General features: G+C 53.4%; 18 protein-coding genes. 8 read left to right on the top strand and 10 right to left on the bottom strand.

Translation table 11 applies throughout. The annotated features are described in order from the left end of the window. The first annotated feature begins 148 nt into the window (after positions 1–148). The 3 genes from cpxR to trmL are packed head-to-tail and all read left to right on the top strand — an operon-like array spanning position 149 to position 2,729. Positions 149–847: an envelope stress response regulator transcription factor CpxR gene (gene cpxR, locus K5Y33_RS22500; protein WP_007885339.1), complete on the top strand. Its 699-nt coding sequence runs from the start codon at positions 149–151 to the stop codon at positions 845–847. Further along, the gene (gene cpxA / locus K5Y33_RS22495) at positions 844–2,220 is read left to right on the top strand and encodes an envelope stress sensor histidine kinase CpxA (protein WP_101760665.1); all 1,377 of its coding nucleotides are present in this window, start codon (positions 844–846) and stop codon (positions 2,218–2,220) included. The genes cpxR and cpxA overlap by 4 nt, the downstream gene beginning before the upstream one ends. Before the next feature lie 35 nt (positions 2,221–2,255). Continuing rightward, a complete protein-coding gene (gene trmL, locus K5Y33_RS22490) occupies positions 2,256–2,729 on the top strand; it encodes a tRNA (uridine(34)/cytosine(34)/5-carboxymethylaminomethyluridine(34)-2'-O)-methyltransferase TrmL (protein WP_137386765.1) in 474 nt (157 codons plus the stop codon). Here the strand turns inward: trmL and cysE are convergent. From cysE to K5Y33_RS22465, 5 genes are all read right to left on the bottom strand, one after another. Next, a complete protein-coding gene (gene cysE, locus K5Y33_RS22485; RefSeq protein ID WP_222235143.1) occupies positions 2,726–3,541 on the bottom strand; it encodes a serine O-acetyltransferase in 816 nt (271 codons plus the stop codon). The genes trmL and cysE overlap by 4 nt on opposite strands. A gap of 69 nt (positions 3,542–3,610) precedes the next feature. Then, a complete protein-coding gene (gene gpsA / locus K5Y33_RS22480; protein WP_101760667.1) occupies positions 3,611–4,630 on the bottom strand; it encodes an NAD(P)H-dependent glycerol-3-phosphate dehydrogenase in 1,020 nt (339 codons plus the stop codon). Continuing rightward, positions 4,630–5,094, bottom strand: coding sequence for a protein-export chaperone SecB (gene secB / locus K5Y33_RS22475; RefSeq protein ID WP_101760668.1), 465 nt, complete (start codon positions 5,092–5,094; stop codon positions 4,630–4,632). The genes gpsA and secB overlap by 1 nt, the downstream gene beginning before the upstream one ends. A 40-nt stretch (positions 5,095–5,134) precedes the next feature. After that, positions 5,135–5,389, bottom strand: a complete 255-nt coding sequence (grxC, locus tag K5Y33_RS22470; protein ID WP_007885328.1) for a glutaredoxin 3 — start codon at positions 5,387–5,389, stop codon at positions 5,135–5,137. Positions 5,390–5,407: 18 nt separating this feature from the next. Continuing rightward, positions 5,408–5,839: a rhodanese-like domain-containing protein gene (locus K5Y33_RS22465; RefSeq protein ID WP_008109709.1), complete on the bottom strand. Its 432-nt coding sequence runs from the start codon at positions 5,837–5,839 to the stop codon at positions 5,408–5,410. Between the two features lie 249 nt (positions 5,840–6,088). Here K5Y33_RS22465 and envC point away from each other — a divergent pair, with 249 nt between their 5' ends. The 3 genes from envC to K5Y33_RS22450 all read left to right on the top strand — a co-directional run bounded on the left by envC (position 6,089) and on the right by K5Y33_RS22450 (position 9,497). Continuing rightward, entirely contained in the window at positions 6,089–7,390 is a 1,302-nt protein-coding gene (envC, locus tag K5Y33_RS22460) for a murein hydrolase activator EnvC (RefSeq protein ID WP_222235142.1), read from the top strand. Positions 7,391–7,393: 3 nt separating this feature from the next. Beyond that, on the top strand, positions 7,394–8,290 hold the full coding sequence (locus K5Y33_RS22455) for a divergent polysaccharide deacetylase family protein (RefSeq protein ID WP_222235141.1): 897 nt from the start codon (positions 7,394–7,396) through the stop codon (positions 8,288–8,290). Positions 8,291–8,420: 130 nt separating this feature from the next. Then, complete coding sequence (locus K5Y33_RS22450; protein ID WP_110868201.1) at positions 8,421–9,497, top strand: glycosyltransferase family 9 protein; 1,077 nt, start codon at positions 8,421–8,423, stop codon at positions 9,495–9,497. A 94-nt stretch (positions 9,498–9,591) separates the two neighbouring features. Here the strand turns inward: K5Y33_RS22450 and K5Y33_RS22445 are convergent, their stop codons facing one another. From K5Y33_RS22445 to rfaD, 4 genes are read right to left on the bottom strand one after another with little or no spacing between them, the layout of a single operon-like run. Further along, positions 9,592–10,491, bottom strand: coding sequence for a sugar glycosyltransferase (locus K5Y33_RS22445; protein WP_222235140.1), 900 nt, complete (start codon positions 10,489–10,491; stop codon positions 9,592–9,594). Beyond that, positions 10,492–11,454 carry a lipopolysaccharide heptosyltransferase RfaC gene (gene rfaC / locus K5Y33_RS22440; RefSeq protein WP_222235139.1) on the bottom strand — a complete coding sequence of 321 codons (963 nt, stop codon included), beginning with the start codon at positions 11,452–11,454 and terminating at the stop codon, positions 10,492–10,494. A 2-nt stretch (positions 11,455–11,456) separates the two neighbouring features. Beyond that, positions 11,457–12,500: an ADP-heptose--LPS heptosyltransferase RfaF gene (gene rfaF, locus K5Y33_RS22435; protein ID WP_222186092.1), complete on the bottom strand. Its 1,044-nt coding sequence runs from the start codon at positions 12,498–12,500 to the stop codon at positions 11,457–11,459. 17 nt (positions 12,501–12,517) lie between these two features. Further along, positions 12,518–13,450 carry an ADP-glyceromanno-heptose 6-epimerase gene (rfaD, locus tag K5Y33_RS22430; protein ID WP_222235138.1) on the bottom strand — a complete coding sequence of 311 codons (933 nt, stop codon included), beginning with the start codon at positions 13,448–13,450 and terminating at the stop codon, positions 12,518–12,520. 231 nt (positions 13,451–13,681) lie between these two features. On the opposite strand from rfaD, the gene K5Y33_RS22425 reads away from it, so the two are divergent. Together K5Y33_RS22425 and tdh are read left to right on the top strand one after the other, a co-directional pair. Continuing rightward, positions 13,682–14,890, top strand: a complete 1,209-nt coding sequence (locus tag K5Y33_RS22425) for a glycine C-acetyltransferase (RefSeq protein ID WP_222235137.1) — start codon at positions 13,682–13,684, stop codon at positions 14,888–14,890. After that, positions 14,887–15,915: an L-threonine 3-dehydrogenase gene (tdh, locus tag K5Y33_RS22420; protein WP_101760674.1), complete on the top strand. Its 1,029-nt coding sequence runs from the start codon at positions 14,887–14,889 to the stop codon at positions 15,913–15,915. Before K5Y33_RS22425 ends, tdh begins: the two co-directional genes overlap by 4 nt. Before the next feature lie 35 nt (positions 15,916–15,950). On the opposite strand, the gene K5Y33_RS22415 is transcribed toward tdh, so the two are convergent. Beyond that, a complete protein-coding gene (locus K5Y33_RS22415) occupies positions 15,951–17,033 on the bottom strand; it encodes a glycosyltransferase (protein ID WP_222235158.1) in 1,083 nt (360 codons plus the stop codon). Between the last annotated feature and the right edge of the window lie 198 nt (positions 17,034–17,231).

Here is a 17,231-nt window from a genome sequence, read left to right as displayed (position 1 = left end):
TTAACTCCCAGTTCGTTCCGTTTTGCGATTCAACGAGAGCCAGTGTACGGCGGTGGCTGCAAACATCCGTCAGGGGGTGTAAAAGTACGTAAAGCGTTGGATTGCAAGTCAAGGAACACGGTATTTTGCCTGCGGAGGGCAATAAAAAATGAATAAAATCCTGTTGGTTGATGACGACCGCGAATTAACTTCGCTGCTTAAAGAATTGCTTGAGATGGAAGGTTTTGAAGTCATTGTGGCAAGCGATGGTGAGCAGGCGCTTAACCTGCTAGACAACACCGTGGACTTGCTATTGCTTGATGTGATGATGCCGAAGAAGAACGGTATCGACACTTTGAAAGAACTACGCCAACAGCACCAAACTCCGGTCATTATGCTGACTGCACGTGGCAGCGAACTGGACCGCGTTCTGGGCCTTGAACTGGGCGCAGATGACTATCTGCCTAAACCGTTTAACGATCGTGAACTGGTAGCGCGTATTCGTGCCATTCTGCGCCGTTCAAACTGGAGCGAGCAGCAACAGCAGCACGATAACAGCTCACCAACGCTGGAAGTCGACTGCCTGCGCCTGAATCCGGGTCGTCAGGAAGCCAGCTTCGACAGCGAAACTTTGGATCTCACCGGCACCGAGTTCACCCTGCTCTATTTGCTGGCACAGCATCTGGGTCAGGTAGTATCGCGTGAGCACCTTAGTCAGGAAGTGCTGGGCAAACGTCTGACACCGTTTGACCGCGCTATCGATATGCACATTTCTAACCTGCGTCGTAAATTGCCGGAACGTCGTGATGGTCATCCGTGGTTTAAAACCCTACGCGGACGCGGCTATCTGATGGTTTCGGCATCATGATTGGAAGTTTAACCACTCGCATCTTCGCCATCTTCTGGCTCACGCTAGCGTTGGTGTTGATGCTGGTTCTCATGGTGCCTAAACTCGATTCGCGCCAGATGACCGCGTTACTGGAAAGCGAGCAGCGTCAGGGCACCATGATTGAACAGCACGTTGAAGCGGAGCTGTCTCAGGATCCACCGAACGACTTAATGTGGTGGCGTCGCCTGTTCCGCTCCATCGACAAATGGGCGCCGCCCGGTCAGCGTTTATTATTAGTGACCAGCGAAGGCCGGGTGATTGGCGCTCAGCACAATGAAATGCAGATCATCCGCAACTTTATTGGGCAGTCGGATAACGCCGACCACCCACAAAAGAAAAAGTATGGTCGCGTGGAGATGGTTGGACCTTTCGCGGTCCGCGATGGCGAAGACAACTATCAGCTTTACCTGATTCGTCCTGCCACCAGCTCGCAGCTCGATTTCGTTAATCTGCTGTTTGACCGCCCGCTACTGCTGCTGATTGTCACGATGCTGATCAGCTCGCCGCTGCTGCTGTGGCTGGCCTGGAGCCTGGCGCGCCCCGCGCGCAAACTTAAATATGCGGCGGATGAAGTGGCAAGCGGCAATTTGCGCCAGCATCCGGAACTGGAATCGGGGCCGCAAGAGTTTCTGGCTGCGGGTTCCAGTTTCAACCAAATGGTGAGCGCGCTCGAACGCATGATGACGGCGCAACAGCGTCTGCTATCCGATATCAGCCATGAATTGCGTACGCCGTTAACTCGCTTGCAGCTGGCAACCGCGCTCCTGCGTCGCCGTAACGGTGAAGGCAAAGAGCTGCAGCGCATCGAAACGGAAGCGCAGCGTCTGGATGGCATGATTAACGATCTGCTGGTGCTGTCGCGAACGCAGCACAATAACGCACTGGTTAGCGAAGCGATGAAGGCCAATCAGCTTTGGAATGGCGTGCTGGAAGATGCCAAATTTGAAGCCGAGCAGATGGGCAAACTGATGGAAGTGCCCTATCCGCCTGGCCCGTGGCCGCTGTACGGTAATCCCCATGCGTTGGAGAGTGCGCTGGAAAATATCGTGCGTAATGCGCTGCGCTATTCGAATTCGCACATCAGCGTCAGCTTCTCGGTGGATATTGCGGGCATCACCATTCATGTCGATGATGATGGTCCAGGAGTCAGCCCAGAAGATCGCGAGCAGATTTTCCGTCCGTTCTACCGGACCGATGAGGCGCGCGATCGTGAGTCAGGCGGCACCGGATTAGGCCTGGCGATTGTCGAAACCGCCATCCAGCAGCATCGCGGCTGGGTTAAAGCGGATGACAGCCCGCTCGGCGGTTTACGCCTCACGCTATGGCTGCCGCTGTACTCCGCCCGTCAATAATTTGTTATGCTTCGGCCCTCGTTTCTGGGGGCCTTATGCTAAACATTGTCTTATTTGAACCTGAAATTCCGCCAAATACCGGCAACATCATTCGCTTGTGCGCAAATACCGGTTTCCAGTTACACCTGATTGAACCGCTGGGCTTTGCCTGGGATGACAAGCGCCTGCGCCGCGCCGGGCTGGATTACCACGAATATACCGCCTTAAAAAAACACGCCAATTACGCAGAGTTTCTGGCAACAGAAACGCCACAGCGCATGTTCGCCCTCACCACCAAAGGAACGCCTGCGCACAGCGCGGTGAGCTATCAGAAGGGTGATTATTTGGTGTTTGGTCCGGAGAGTCGCGGTTTACCCGCAGAAATTCTCAGCGCGCTGCCCGCTGAGCAGAAAATCCGCATTCCGATGATGGCGGAGAGCCGCAGCATGAACCTGTCTAATGCAGTATCAGTGGTGGTGTATGAAGCGTGGCGCCAACTCGATTATGCTGGCGCACTGATCAAAGGCTAGATGCCGTCGCCGTACTCAAAGCCTGCGCCGTTGAAGTGCTGATCCATATCCATCGACGGTTTATCGCTGGCCGGTTTACCGACAATGCGCGCTGGTACGCCGGCCGCCGTGGTATGCGGCGGTACAGGCTGCAGGACAACTGAACCGGCTCCGATTTTTGCGCCGCGACCCACTTCAATGTTGCCCAGAATCTTGGCACCGGCGCCAATCATCACACCTTCACGGATCTTCGGATGGCGATCGCCGCTGGTTTTACCAGTACCGCCGAGCGTCACCGATTGCAGAATTGAAACATCATTTTCAATGATTGCCGTTTCGCCGATGACAATGCCGGTAGCATGATCAAGCATGATGCCGCGACCAATGCGTGCCGCCGGGTGAATATCCACGGCAAATGAGACGGAGATTTCGTTCTGCAGATAGACAGCCAGCGCGCGGCGGCCCTCTTTCCACAGCCAATGGCCGATGCGATAGGCCTGCAAGGCGTGGAAACCTTTGAGGTAAAGCAGCGGCGTAGAGTATTTATCAACGGCGGGATCGCGCTGGCGTACAGCCTGAATATCGTAGGCCGCAGAGACAATCATCTCCGGGTCTTCACGATAGGCTTCTTCCACGATTTCGCGAATAGCGATAGCGGGCATGATCGGGTTCGCCAGCTTGTTAGCGAGCATGTAGCTGAGCGCGCTGCCGAGGTTTTCGTGTTTGAGCAGTGTCGCATGGTAAAAGCTGGCCAGCATCGGTTCACAGTCGGCCAGGGCTCTGGCTTCGGCTTTGATATGGTTCCAGACCAGTTCTAACTCTTCAGACGACATTGCTGTTTGCTCCCGATAAAAAAAGCGCCTGATGGGGCGCTACAGGTGGTGACGCTGGCGCATCCTGCTTTAGCTTTGGCTGTTTTCGTCCTTCCTTGCACGGCCAAGTAAGGTCAATGCTGCCTCTCGCGCTGATTTTCCGCAATAGAGCACCTGATAAATCTGCTCGGTAATCGGCATTTCTACGCCGACGCGCGCGGCCAATGCTTTGACTTCTTTGGTGTTTCTGTAGCCTTCTACAACTTGTCCGATAATGCGTTGCGCCTCGTCTACGCTCTCGCCTTGCCCCAGCATCATGCCGAAACGACGGTTGCGCGACTGATTATCGGTACAGGTCAGCACCAGATCGCCTAAACCGGCCATGCCCATAAAGGTGGTGGCATCGGCGCCCAGCGCTGCGCCAAGACGGCTCATTTCCGTCAGGCCGCGAGTGATCAAGGCGGTACGCGCGTTGGCACCAAAGCCAATGCCGTCAGAAATCCCCGCACCAATCGCAATCACGTTCTTCACCGCGCCGCCTAACTGCACGCCGATGAAATCCTGATTGTTGTAGACGCGGAAACTTTTGCCGCAGTGCAGCTTCTGCTGCAGGTCTTCAGCGAACTCCGCATCGGTGGATGCCAGTGCGATGGCCGTTGGCATGCCGGCTGCCAGCTCTTTGGCAAAGGTGGGTCCGGAAATCACCGCGAGTGGAATCGCATCGCCGAGGATTTCACGCGCCACATCCTGCAGCAACCGGCCGGTCTCTTTTTCCAGCCCCTTAGTCGCCCAGACAATCCGCGAATCGGCACGCAAATGCGGCTTAAGCTGCGTCAGCACGTCGCCAAATACATGGCTCGGCACGACGACCAGCAGATCGCGACTGGCGTTAACCACGGTTGCCAGATCGGCTTCAGGAACGAGATTATCAGGGAAAGGGACATCGGGCAGGAAAGCAGCATTACAGCGGTCAGCTTGCAGCTGCGCCACGCTTTGAGGATTGTGGCCCCAGAGCAGAACCGGATGGCCGTTGCGGGCCAGCGTGATGGCCAATGCGGTGCCGTACGAGCCGGCACCGATGACGCTAATTGAAGCGTTGAGTGTAGTCATCAGGCATCCTGATGTGGCGCTTCGCCTTCACCTTGCTGCTGCAGATAGTTCATGAACAGCGCATCAAAGTTCACTGGCGCCAGGTTGAGCTGCGGGAAAGTACCACGAGACACAAGGCTGGTTACGCATTCGCGTGCATACGGGAACAGAATGTTTGGGCAGTACGCGCCGAGGCAATGCGCCATCTGCGTGCCTTCGATACCGCTAATGGTGAAAATGCCCGCTTGCTGTACTTCACACAGGAATGCGGTTTCTTCGCCAACGGTTGCCGTTACGGTAACGCGCAGAACGACTTCAAAAACGCCATCAGCTAACTGAGAAGAGGCGGTGTCCAGATCCAGCTTCACTTCCGGTTCCCACTCTTTCTGGAAAACCTGCGGTGCGTTTGGCGCTTCGTAAGAAACATCTTTGGTGTAAACACGTTGAATCTGGAACTGCATTTCGCTGCTGCTTTGCTCTGACATGTGACTAAATCCTGTGAGTTAAAATTGTCTGACCGAAAAGTTATGCCTGGAGTAAAGGATCAAGTCCCTGACGCCCATCCAGCGCGTAAAGATCGTCACAGCCGCCAATGTGCTGCGCATCAATAAAAATCTGTGGCACCGTAGTGCGGCCGCTGCGTTGAATCATCTCTTCACGTTTCGCCGCGTTCCCGTCAATGGGAATCTCCTGGAACGACACGCCTTTCTGATCCAACAACGCCTTTGCACGGTGGCAATAAGGACAAGTGACTTTGGTGTAGATCTCTACATTCGCCATACGGTTACCTCTGAGAAGTTATTTACCGCGCACCAGTGGCAGATTTTCACCACTCCAGCCGCTCACGCCATCTTTCAGTACAGAGACTTTTTCAAAACCCGCTGCGCTCAATTTCGCTGCAGATTCACCCGCACTTTGACCGGTCGCGCAAACTACAATTATGTGCTGTGACTTGTGCTTTTCCAGCTCGCCAAAGCTCTCTTTTTTGATGTCTGCTGCCGCTACGTTGATAGCCCCAGAAATGTGTCCTTTGCGGTAATCGTCACGTGAACGCACGTCTACCACCACCGCGTCCTCTTTGTTTATCAGGTGGGTAGCTTCACCACGGCTGATAGTTTTTACTTTAGAGAACATACCTTTAACGGTGGTCACAATCACGAGAACGAGTAAAGCGACCCATGCCAGACTGAGGATGGGGTGATTGCTTGCAAACTGCATAATTTCTTGCATGAGGGGTAACGACTCCAAACCGGGCTGATAAGCTAAAACAAGGGTTCTGAGTATACCTGCGCCACTTCGCATGTACAGTCGCTAAGGGGACAGAGTTACGATTTGTGCGTCATTTTCCAAAAAAAGTGTTCTAATCCCAAAATTAAGACAAAGTTTATGCCGGTAAGCTCGGTACAGACATTTTTAGTAAAGTAAAACCCGGCCGGGCTAACTGGTAAGCGGCTGTTCATCGTGGAATAATTATCGACTATGAAGGGAAAAGCGACCGTTACACACACAAGGACCCGTTACAACGGCACTGCGCTTCCGTTGTCGTTTCGCTGGTCCGAAATCTCCCTGAGTCTGCTTCTGGCGGGCACATTATTACTTCCTGCCGCCGCTCACAGTGCGGACGACAGTAAAACGCAGTTGAAGTCCATTCAGCAGGACATTGCCGAGAAAGAAAAGAGCGTTAAAGCGCAGAAAGTGCAGCGCAGTAAGTTGTTGGATCAGCTGCAAAGCCAGGAAAAAGTGATTGCACAGGCCAGCCGTCAGCTGCGCGAAACGCGTAACAGCCTCAGCACGCTCGAGGGTGAAATCGCGCAGGTCACCTCTTCTATCTCGCGGCTGGAAAAGCAGCAAGCACAGCAGGAAAAACTGCTGGCACAACAGCTTGATGCCGCCTTCCGTCAGGGACAGCATAATGGTCTGCAGTTGCTGCTCGGAGGCGAAGAAGCCCAGCGCAGTGAGCGTATTCTTGCCTATTTCGGCTATCTCAACGCCGCACGCCAGAAAAACATCGACGACCTCAAACAAACCCAGCAGCAATTAGCGGAACAGCGTCAATCATTGCAGGGCAAACAGGAGCAGCAAAAATCGTTGTTGGCCCAGCAGCAGACGCAGCAAAGCAAGCTGGAAGTCGCCAGCGCGGCGCGTAAGAAAACGCTCACCATACTGGAAAGTTCGCTGGAGAAAGATCAGGCGGACCTGGTTGAAATGCGTGAGAATGAAAGCCGCCTGCAAAGCAAAATCGCCAAGGCAGAGCGTGAAGCACGCGAACGTGCGGAACGTGAAGCGCGCGAGGCGGAAAAAGTGCGTCAGCGTCAGGCGCAGGCGAAAGCCAAAGGATCAAGTTATCAGCCAACGCAGAGTGAGCGCGAGTTGATGGCGCGTACCGGCGGATTAGGCAAGCCCGGCGGGCAAGCGGTTTGGCCGGTTCGGGGACGTATTGAACATCGCTTCGGTGAATCAATGCAGGGCGAATTGCGCTGGAAAGGTCTGGTGGTCGATGCGCCAGAAGGTACCGAAGTGAAAGCCATCGCTGATGGACGCGTATTGATGGCCGACTGGCTGCAAGGCTATGGTCTGGTTGTCGTTCTGGAACACGGTAAAGGTGATATGAGCCTTTATGGCTACAACCAAAGCGCACTGGTGAGCGTGGGTGCTCAGGTGAAGGCAGGACAGCCTATCGCCCTTGTGGGCACCAGCGGCGGCCGCGGCACGCCTTCGCTCTACTTTGAAATCCGACGCCAGGGACAGGCTGTCAATCCACTACCGTGGTTAGGAAGATAAGTTTTGTTTCAACCCTCTAAGCTCTCGGCCGCCCTGTGCGGCCTGTTTCTGTCACTTTCCGCCCATGCGGGAAAACTCTCCATCGTGATCGATGACTTTGGTTATCGGCCAAAAGAAGAGAATAAAGTGCTGCAGATGCCCACCGCGATTTCCGTTGCGGTCCTGCCGAATGCGCCCCATGCGCGTGAGATGGCCACCAAAGCGCATCAGGGTGGTCGCGAAGTGCTGATCCACCTGCCGATGGCGCCGCTCAGCAAACAGCCGCTGGAAAAAGACACGCTGACGCCCGAGATGAGCAGCACGGAAATCGAGCGGATTATTCGAGAAGCCAGCGGCAAAGTGCCTTTTGCGGTTGGCCTGAATAACCATATGGGCAGCAAAATGACCTCCAGCCTGCCCGGCATGCAGAAAGTGATGCAGGTGCTCAATCACTACAACTATTACTTTCTCGATAGCATGACGATTGGCAATAGTCAGTCGATCCCAGCCGCGCAAGGTACCAACGTTAACGTCCTGAAACGCCGCGTGTTCCTTGATGATAGTCAGGATGAGGCTTCAATCCGCGCGCAGTTTACCCGCGCGGTGAAACTTGCGCAGCGCGATGGTTATGCCATTGCGATTGGTCATCCGCATCCGACGACGGTGCGCGTCTTGCAGCAGATGCTGCCGACATTGCCAGCCGATATCACGCTAGTGCGGCCAAGCCAGTTGCTGAATGAGCCGCTGCATCAGGCTGCGACTCCGCCGCCATCCAAAACCCAGCCGCCACGCTTCCGTGCGCCAGGCGTGTGTAAGCCGGGCAAACCGTTGCCGCCCGTGCCGCAGCACTATGCCGTTGAGTTGATCAGTGAAAGCATTGCGCAAAGCCCATTGTTCAAGCATTTAGAGTCTTTGTTCTAAATTAAGTCAAAGTGCAAACCGGCCTTAACGTTAGCCTCTATACGGGGCTGATGTTTTTTTCGTTATAATGGCGAAATTATTTTTTGCTATGGCTGTCGAATAGTCAGATTCTCTAGGGTAAGCCGTATTAATGAAAAAGCGTTGGAAAATAAATCTAATTAACTCCGTGCTGAGTCTGCACGCTAAACTGAGCCAAATCGACAGAAATAAGTCCCCGCTGAGCGCGACCCATGAGTTCGAGCGCATCGTTATTTTTTCGACGACGGCATTAGGTGACCTGCTGTTTAACACACCAGCAATAAAAGCGATTAAGCGCCGTTATCCATCCGCCAAAATCATGCTGGTTTCCAGCGATAAAAACCGCGATCTGGTTGAAGACAGCGAATGGTTTGATCAAGTGGCTATTTGGGACAATAAAATTGTCCGTGCGCCTAATCTGATCAGGAAACTACGCCGCTTCAAACCTGATCTAACGCTGCTACTGCACTCCAGCTTAGGCTACGATATTCTTTGCGCGCGGTTAAGCGGCTCAAAATATCTGGTTAGAGATAATTTCGGTAGCGATAATCCTGTATTTAATCATTGGCTTGATCTCTACTCACCGCGAGCAGAATCACACATTATTCAACGTAAACTGAATCTTATTGGTTCATTAGGCTGTGACACCACTGATATCCGCATGGAATTTCCTATAAAAGTTGATGATGGTCACCAGCAGGAAAGCTCAACCATTGTCGGTTTTCAAATGGGCGCATCAGGTGATAACCGCCGCTGGCCCGTGGAACACTTTGCACAATTGGCAGAGCGTATTTTTAGCCACAGTCCAGAATCCACTTTGGTTCTGACTGGAGCCGGCCAGGATCGCCCGATCGAAAGCGCCTTCTTTGCACTACTGCCAGAAAAGTATCATCATCGGGTCACTTCATATATTGGCAAAACGCGTCTGCCCGAACTGCTTCAGCTTATTAAGCGAATTGATGTATTGATAACGGGCGATACGGGACCATTACATATTGCTGTTACCGCGCAAACGCCGACGGTAAGTCTGTATGTGGGTGCCAATCCTCGCCATACTGGACCTTATCAGGATCTGGATATTCACCAGATAATCCGTATTGAGCCTGAGGAAAATGATGACCCACAATTTCCTATGCGGAAAATCAATGTGGAACAGGTCTATAACGCAGTGTTGAAAACGTTAAATTGATAATATATACCAGGTTTTAATGTGAAGCCTGGTATGGTTTTTTGAAATTTGGAAAAATAAAAAACAATAAGTTGAGTTTAGGTTACGATCTATTTTAAAAAATAGCTTCTGGTGTAGCCTTCTCAAAAATATTCTCATCAAGAGCACTTTCTAATGAAAGGTTATACGCTTTAATCCCCGCTCGTTCTAATTCCCGGCTTGCATGGATAAAGGCGGGTTTAATAACCCCGCTAAAGTTAGATTCAAGTAGGCTTGGAAGCTTATCATTGTCGCTTTCATAAAAGCGCGGCGCTGAAAAATTATTCATATCAACGCCAGCTAATAAAATACGACTGGCACCCAGCCAGACGGATATCTGCAAGGCCCAATAAGCAACCGTGCCAGCATCGAAAACCCCCTGACAAATATCCCAGGAAAAACCAGAGATGAATGGCGTTTCAGAGAGAGAAATCCCCATTTTCCCCTGATAATTGAGGGCATACTCTTCAGGGCGAACGATACCTCTGAATACTTTAAAGCTGAGATCTTCAATAATTGCCAGGCGGCACTTAACGTCCCGTAAATCAGCGCGCTGCAAGATATCATTGAAGCAGTGCACGGTTGTAAACAGAACCAGCTTTTCGTCATTAATAATATCTGTGACAAGATCGAATCTTTTATCGATAAATCCCCGATCGACGATGACATAATATGCAAAGGTAATTCTATCGCGCAGATTATAGGCGCCATTCACGCCCACAAATGTGGTGCTGGCAAGTTTCTCAATGTCTAATGATTTAACCGAAGGGCCAGTAGCCAGGATAGTCACATCTCCCGTAATCGTGGCACGCAATGCGATGAGATCCTCAATCTTAACTTGCTTTCCCCAGTAGCTTAGCCGCTGAATATTATCGGTTTTGGCTCGGCGAATCTTAATATGGGGCCACAAGTTTTCGTTATGTCTCAATGCCCTTGCATGAGTATAACGATAGATTTGTTTAAAAATTGAGGTCATTCAGAGCAGTTCCTTCAATTTTTCCATAACCATCTCGGCCGTAATTGCCTGCATGGTACCATCGCTTGCTTTTAATTCATGCTGATTCTTGCCATACCCGCCAATCAGTCCCGGATCGGTGGGACCAAATAGCGTGATATTCGGACGATCCAGCGCCGCCGTCAGATGACTTAAACCGGTATCTACCGACACCACCGCGCGCGCGCCAGCTAATTCTTGCGCTACCTGCTCCAGCGTTAACTTAGGCAATACCTCAACATGGTCGAAGCCTTCGGCCAGACGCTGTGCGCGTTGATGTTCATGCTCTGCGCCCCACGGCAATTTCACGCGCAATCCTGTTGGCTGAACTAACTCAATCAGCGCACGCCAGTGTGACTCCGGCCAATGTTTGTTATCACGCGTGGTAGCATGCAGAAACACCAGATAAGGCTGCGTGTCATTGGGCAGCGTAGAGCGGAAATGGCCGGCAATCGCGTAGTCGCCCTGCGTTGCAGGCTTTTCATAGCCGAGACTTTTGGCAAACAGCTCGCGCGTACGTTCGACGGCATGCTGTTGCTTGTTGATTTCATGGCGTTTGTCATACCACCAGCTGGCGAAAGGTTCGCGTGCGCTGCGGCTGTCCTGCCCGTGCTTCTCGCCTTTTGCCAGGCGCGTTACCAGCGCGGCGCTTTTGATCAAACCTTGTGCATCCAGCACTACATCATACTGACGCGATTGCAGCTCACGCTTAAATTGCACACGCTCTTCACGCTGCTGACTACCGAACCAGTGCTTGCGCCAGCGGCGAATCGCCACCGGCATTACTTTATCCACCGCCGGATGCCAGGCGGGGATTTGAGCGAAGTTTTCTTCAACCACCCAATCAAACTTGATGCCAGGAATCGCCTGCATCGCATCCGTGAGCGCTGGCAAGGTATGCAGCACGTCTCCCATCGAGGAGGTTTTAACAATCAAAACGTGCATCTTTACTCCTGCACCGGATGCAACAGCGCGCTCAGTTCCTGATGGACGCGCGCTGGCTGAATATCAATCAGGCTCTGGTGATAACCTTGTTCGGCATCACCTTTGCGGACTTTGTGATAGCCGGTGATCAAACGAATAATGCGCGCCTGCTGAGACAACGGCGGAGTGAAGTCCGGGCTGCTTGGGCCATACAGCGCCACCAGCGGACGATTAAGCGCCGCAGCGATATGCATCAGGCCGGAATCGTTACTGACCACCGCCGCACAGTTCGCCAGCAGAATCACGGCTTGCTCAAGTTGCGTTTCACCCGCCAGATTTTTACAGTGCGCACGCGCCGCTTCTGACAGCGTCTGCACAATGGTGTCGCCGGTTTCACGATCTTTCGCCGAACCGAACAGCACCACCTGATAACCTTCGCCAATCAGCTGCTCTGCCAGCGCGGCATAATGATAATGCGGCCAGCGCTTCGCCGGGCCAAACTCTGCGCCCGGACAAAACCCAATCACCGGACGTTCGGCGGACAGCGCAAACTGCGCCGCCGTCATCCGCTTTTCATCGTCATCGACGCGCAATTGCGGCCACAGCAATGGCTGCGGCAACTGCTGCGCGGAAGCAACCGGTTTGTCATAGCCGAGCGCCACATAGCGCTCAACCATCAACGGAAAGGCCGCTTTGTCCAGCACGCGGACATCATTCAATACGCCATAGCGCATCTCGCCGCGCCAGCCGGTGCGACGTTTGATCCCGGCGAAAAACGGCACCAGTGCAGATTTAAAGGAGTTCGGCAGCACATAGGCGCGGTCATAGCCACTGGCCTGCAGGGTTTTCCCCAAACGACGACGCTCGCCCAGCGCCAATGCGCCGTGGCCGAGCGGCATCGCCAGCGCCTGATTCACTTCCGGCATACGCGACAGCAATGGGCGGCACCAGGCCGGCGCCATCACGTCGATCACCGCTTCAGGATGCTCAGCCTTGAGCGTGCGATAGAGACTTTGCGACATCATCATATCGCCGACCCATGATGGGCCAATAACCAGAATTTTCATCGCTGCTGCCGGTTTCCTTATGCGTTACGGTTCAGCCAGGCCATATATTCGCCCACGCCTTGCGCAACGGTTTTGAACGGCTTGTCATAACCGGCTGCACGCAAATTAGTGAGATCGGCTTGGGTAAACGCCTGATAACGGCCTTTCAGCTTGTCCGGGAACGGAATGTATTCAATCTGGCCTTTCTGATGGAAGTTCAGCACCGCATCCGCCACTTCCTGGAAAGATTCAGCACGGCCAGTTCCGCAGTTGTAGATACCGGAAACGCCGTTTTCCCAGCACCACAAATTTACCGCAACCACGTCATCAACATGGATGAAGTCGCGGCGGAAATCGTCGCTGCCTTCGAACAGTTTTGGATTTTCACCGTTGCTAATTTGCGTATTGAGGTGGAACGCGACGCTCGCCATGCCGCCTTTGTGGCCTTCACGCGGGCCGTACACGTTGAAGTAACGGAAGCCGCACACCGGTGAGTCTGCTTCAGGCAGAATCTGGCGCACGTAGTGATCGAACAGCATTTTTGAGTAGCCGTACACATTCAGCGGCTGCTCGTACTGGCGCTCTTCGATGAAGTTCTCATTGCGGCCGCCGTAAGTGGCAGCAGATGAGGCGTAGAGGAACGGGATTTCGCGCTCGAGGCAGAAGTGCAGCAGATCTTTGGAGTACTGATAGTTGTTATCCATCATGTACTTGCCATCCCACTCGGTGGTTGCGGAACACGCACCTTCATGGAACACGGCTTCGATGGGGCCGAGATCTTCGCCAGACATGATGTAGCTGAGGAATTCCTCTTTATCCATGTAATCGGCGATGTCGAGATCCGCCAGATTCACGAACTTGGTGCCATCCTTCAGATTATCCACCACCAAAATGTCGGTCAGACCGCGGTCGTTCAGCGCTTTAACAATGTTGCTGCCAATCATGCCAGCGCCACCGGTTACGATAATCATATGCTTTGCCTTTAAAGAGTTGGGGGGAAACAGGAGGTTTCACCCACGAATGCCTATCATCATAACATTTCAGCCAGACGCAGGCAGCCAGATGACGCCGTATGCGCTGCACAATTCCTGTTCGCAGCGTGAACTATGCTACAAAACCGAGATATTGATGGCTTAAATGTCGTTGATTCGCTTTTCGATCAGTAATATGTGCCAAATATTTGCTATCTGAGGAGCATAATCATGTCCAGTCAGTTTTATTCGCAAATTCGTCAACAACTTGAGACAACACGTCAGGACGGATTGTTCAAACAAGAACGCACCATCACGTCGGCGCAGCAGGCAGAAATCAACGTTGCCAACAGCCCGCCCGTCATCAACTTCTGCGCCAATAACTATTTGGGTTTAGCCAATCATCCGGCATTGATCCAGGCGGCGAAAGACGGCATGGATTCGCACGGTTTTGGCATGGCCTCGGTGCGCTTTATCTGCGGCACGCAGGACATCCACCAGCAGCTGGAACACAAGCTGGCTGAGTTCCTCGGCATGGAAGACGCGATTCTGTTCTCGTCCTGCTTTGATGCCAACGGCGGCCTGTTTGAAACGCTGCTCAGCGCCGAAGACGCGATTATTTCAGATGCCCTTAATCACGCATCGATCATTGATGGCGTGCGTTTGTGTAAAGCGCAGCGCTATCGTTACGCCAATAATGACATGAGTGAGCTGCGTGCGCGTTTACAGGAAGCACGCGACAAAGGCGCGCGCCACATCCTGATTGCCACCGATGGTGTGTTCTCGATGGATGGCGTGATTGCCAATCTGCAGGGCATTTGCGATCTGGCCGATGAGTTCGATGCGCTGGTGATGGTCGATGATTCCCATGCGGTGGGCTTTGTGGGTTCTGCCGGACGCGGCACGCACGAATATTGCGGCGTGATGGATCGCGTCGACATTCTGACCGGCACGCTGGGTAAAGCGCTGGGTGGCGCATCGGGCGGCTACGTGGCGGCGAAAAGAGAAGTGGTTGAGTGGCTGCGTCAGCGCTCGCGTCCGTATCTGTTCTCCAACTCGCTGGCACCCGCGATTGTGGCTGCCTCGCTGCGCGTGCTGGAGCTGCTGAGTGAAGGTGACGGTTTACGCCAGCGTCTGTGGGAAAATGCCCGCTTCTTCCGCGAACAGATGACTGCCGCAGGCTTCACGCTGGCTGGCGCCGATCACGCCATCATCCCCGTGATGCTGGGCGATGCCAAAGTGGCGCAGCAATTTGCCAGCCTGTTGCAGCAGGAAGGAATCTACGTCACAGGTTTCTTCTATCCGGTGGTACCGCAAGGTCAGGCACGTATCCGCACGCAGATCTCTGCCGGACATACGCAGGCGCAGCTGGAGCACGCAGTGGCGGCCTTCACCCGTATTGGTCAACAGCTGGGCGTTATTTCAGGAGCAGGGAAATGAAAGCACTCGCCAAATTGAAAGCTGAAGAAGGCATTTGGATGGTCAAGGACGCGCCAATTCCTGAACCCGGCCATAACGACCTGCTGATTAAGATTCGTAAAACCGCTATCTGCGGTACCGACGTGCACATCTACAACTGGGATGACTGGTCGCGCAAAACCATTCCGGTGCCGATGATCACCGGCCACGAATATGTGGGTGAAGTGGTGGGAATGGGCCAGGAAGTTAAGGGCTTTGCCGTTGGCGATCGTGTTTCCGGTGAAGGCCACATCACCTGCGGCCATTGCCGCAACTGCCGCGCTGGACGCACGCATCTGTGCCGCAACACGGTAGGCGTTGGCGTCAATCGTCAGGGCTGCTTTGCCGAATATCTGGTGATTCCGGCATTTAATGCCTTCAAAATTCCCGACAACATTTCTGACGAACTGGCGGCGATTTTCGATCCCTTTGGCAATGCGGTGCACACTGCGCTGTCGTTCGATCTGGTGGGCGAAGATGTGCTGATCTCCGGTGCCGGGCCGATTGGCATCATGGCGGCGGCGGTGTGCAAGCACGTCGGCGCGCGCCATGTTGTGATCACCGACATTAACGACTATCGCCTCGATCTGGCGCGCAAAATGGGCGTAACGCGCGCCGTCAATGTGGCGCAGGAAAATCTGCGTGATGTGATGGCCGAACTCGGTATGACCGAAGGTTTTGATGTCGGTCTGGAGATGTCTGGTGCGCCACCGGCGTTCCGCACCTTGCTGGAGGTAATGAACCACGGCGGCCGCATCGCGCTACTGGGCATTCCGCCGGGCGAGATGTCCATCGACTGGAATCAGGTGATCTTTAAAGGCTTGTTCATCAAAGGCATCTACGGCCGCGAGATGTTCGAAACCTGGTACAAGATGGCGGCGCTGATTCAGTCCGGCCTCGATCTCACGCCTATCATCACCCATCGCTATCACATTGATGAGTTCCAGCAGGGCTTTGATGAGATGCGCTCGGGAAGATCCGGCAAAGTGGTGTTGAGCTGGGATTAAACACTCATAAAAGGGAGCAATGCTCCCATTTATGATTATTCGGCCAGCGCCAGATAGCGCTGGCAAATGACCTTGGTATCAAAAGCAGCGAACTCATCAGCATGGAGCTGAGGTGGGGACTGATAAATCTCCAGCATCTTTTCTGCCACAGATTCAGGTGTTAAATCCGCCAGTCCGCGCGCCAAATCGCCTTGTAGTAACGAAGCTGGCCCACCCGGACAGCGCGTACTCACCACCGGCGTGCCGCACAGCATCGCTTCAATCAGGACATTACCAAAACCTTCGCTGTCCGAGCTGACTATCAGCATTGTTGCCCGGCTAATCCACGCATAAGGATTGAGCGTAAATCCCTGAAAGATGACGCGATCCGCAATACCTAACTGCTGGGCCAGCGTCTGCAGCGCAGCTTTACGCTGCGGTGATCCCTGGCCTAATAACACCAGCGGCAGCGGTATGTTGCTCAGTGCATAGGCTTGCAACAAGCGATCATGACGTTTGGTTTCGTGAAATCGCCCCACATGCACCAGAAATCCCTGCGGCGGCACATCAGCCGGCTCCGCTGCACGTTGCTTAATATCTTCGATATCGAACGGATTACCAATCACGGCCTCGCGCGCCGGCGTAACCGCAAAAGCAGTCTTTAGGTCTTCCACCACCGCAGCAGAGACGCCAATCACGTTGCGTGCCTGATAAACACGGTGAATTTTGCGTGCTTTTAACCAGCGCGATAGTCCCGCACGATGGCCCAGATAGGAGGCGGAGAATACACCGTGTAGACAAAACCAGGTTTTATGAGGCAAGAGGGTTCGACAACGGCGCACAATACGATCGGTTTTGTGTAAATGAGATACCACTAAATCGTACTTACCGGCGCGCTGTTCTGCCCGCAGAACAGCGTCATCCAGCAATCTGGCGCGACGCGTTAGTTCGGTCAGCTTGCGCCAGGGCTGACGATTAGTATCCTGGATGACCTGATAATCAACGCCGTCAGGCAAAGGGTAATCGCATACTTTGCGCAGCGAGAACAGCGACACCCGATGTCCCAACTCAAGCATACCGGTCACCAACGTCAGCACGACTTTTTCGGCTCCACCGCCCGGTAAACCATCAATCACCATCAGTATGCGCTTTGACAAAATGCTCCACCTGTCTGATTTTAAAACTCTGTTTGACTAAATATTGCCGCGTGAATCTTAACGCAGTCTGCTAGCAAATCCGATTTTTCACGGCGCTATTTTCGCTCTAAGCATCCGCAGCAATTAGTTTTGCGTCACTGAAAAGCACAGCGTAACATTGCGATTTTATTGGCCTCAGGC

The organism is Pantoea sp. DY-17 (assembly GCF_019795975.1).
GTDB classification, from domain to species: Bacteria; Pseudomonadota; Gammaproteobacteria; order Enterobacterales; family Enterobacteriaceae; genus Pantoea; species Pantoea leporis.
The sequence above is the reverse complement of the archived record's forward strand: the minus strand, read 5'-3'. Positions and strand labels throughout refer to the sequence as shown.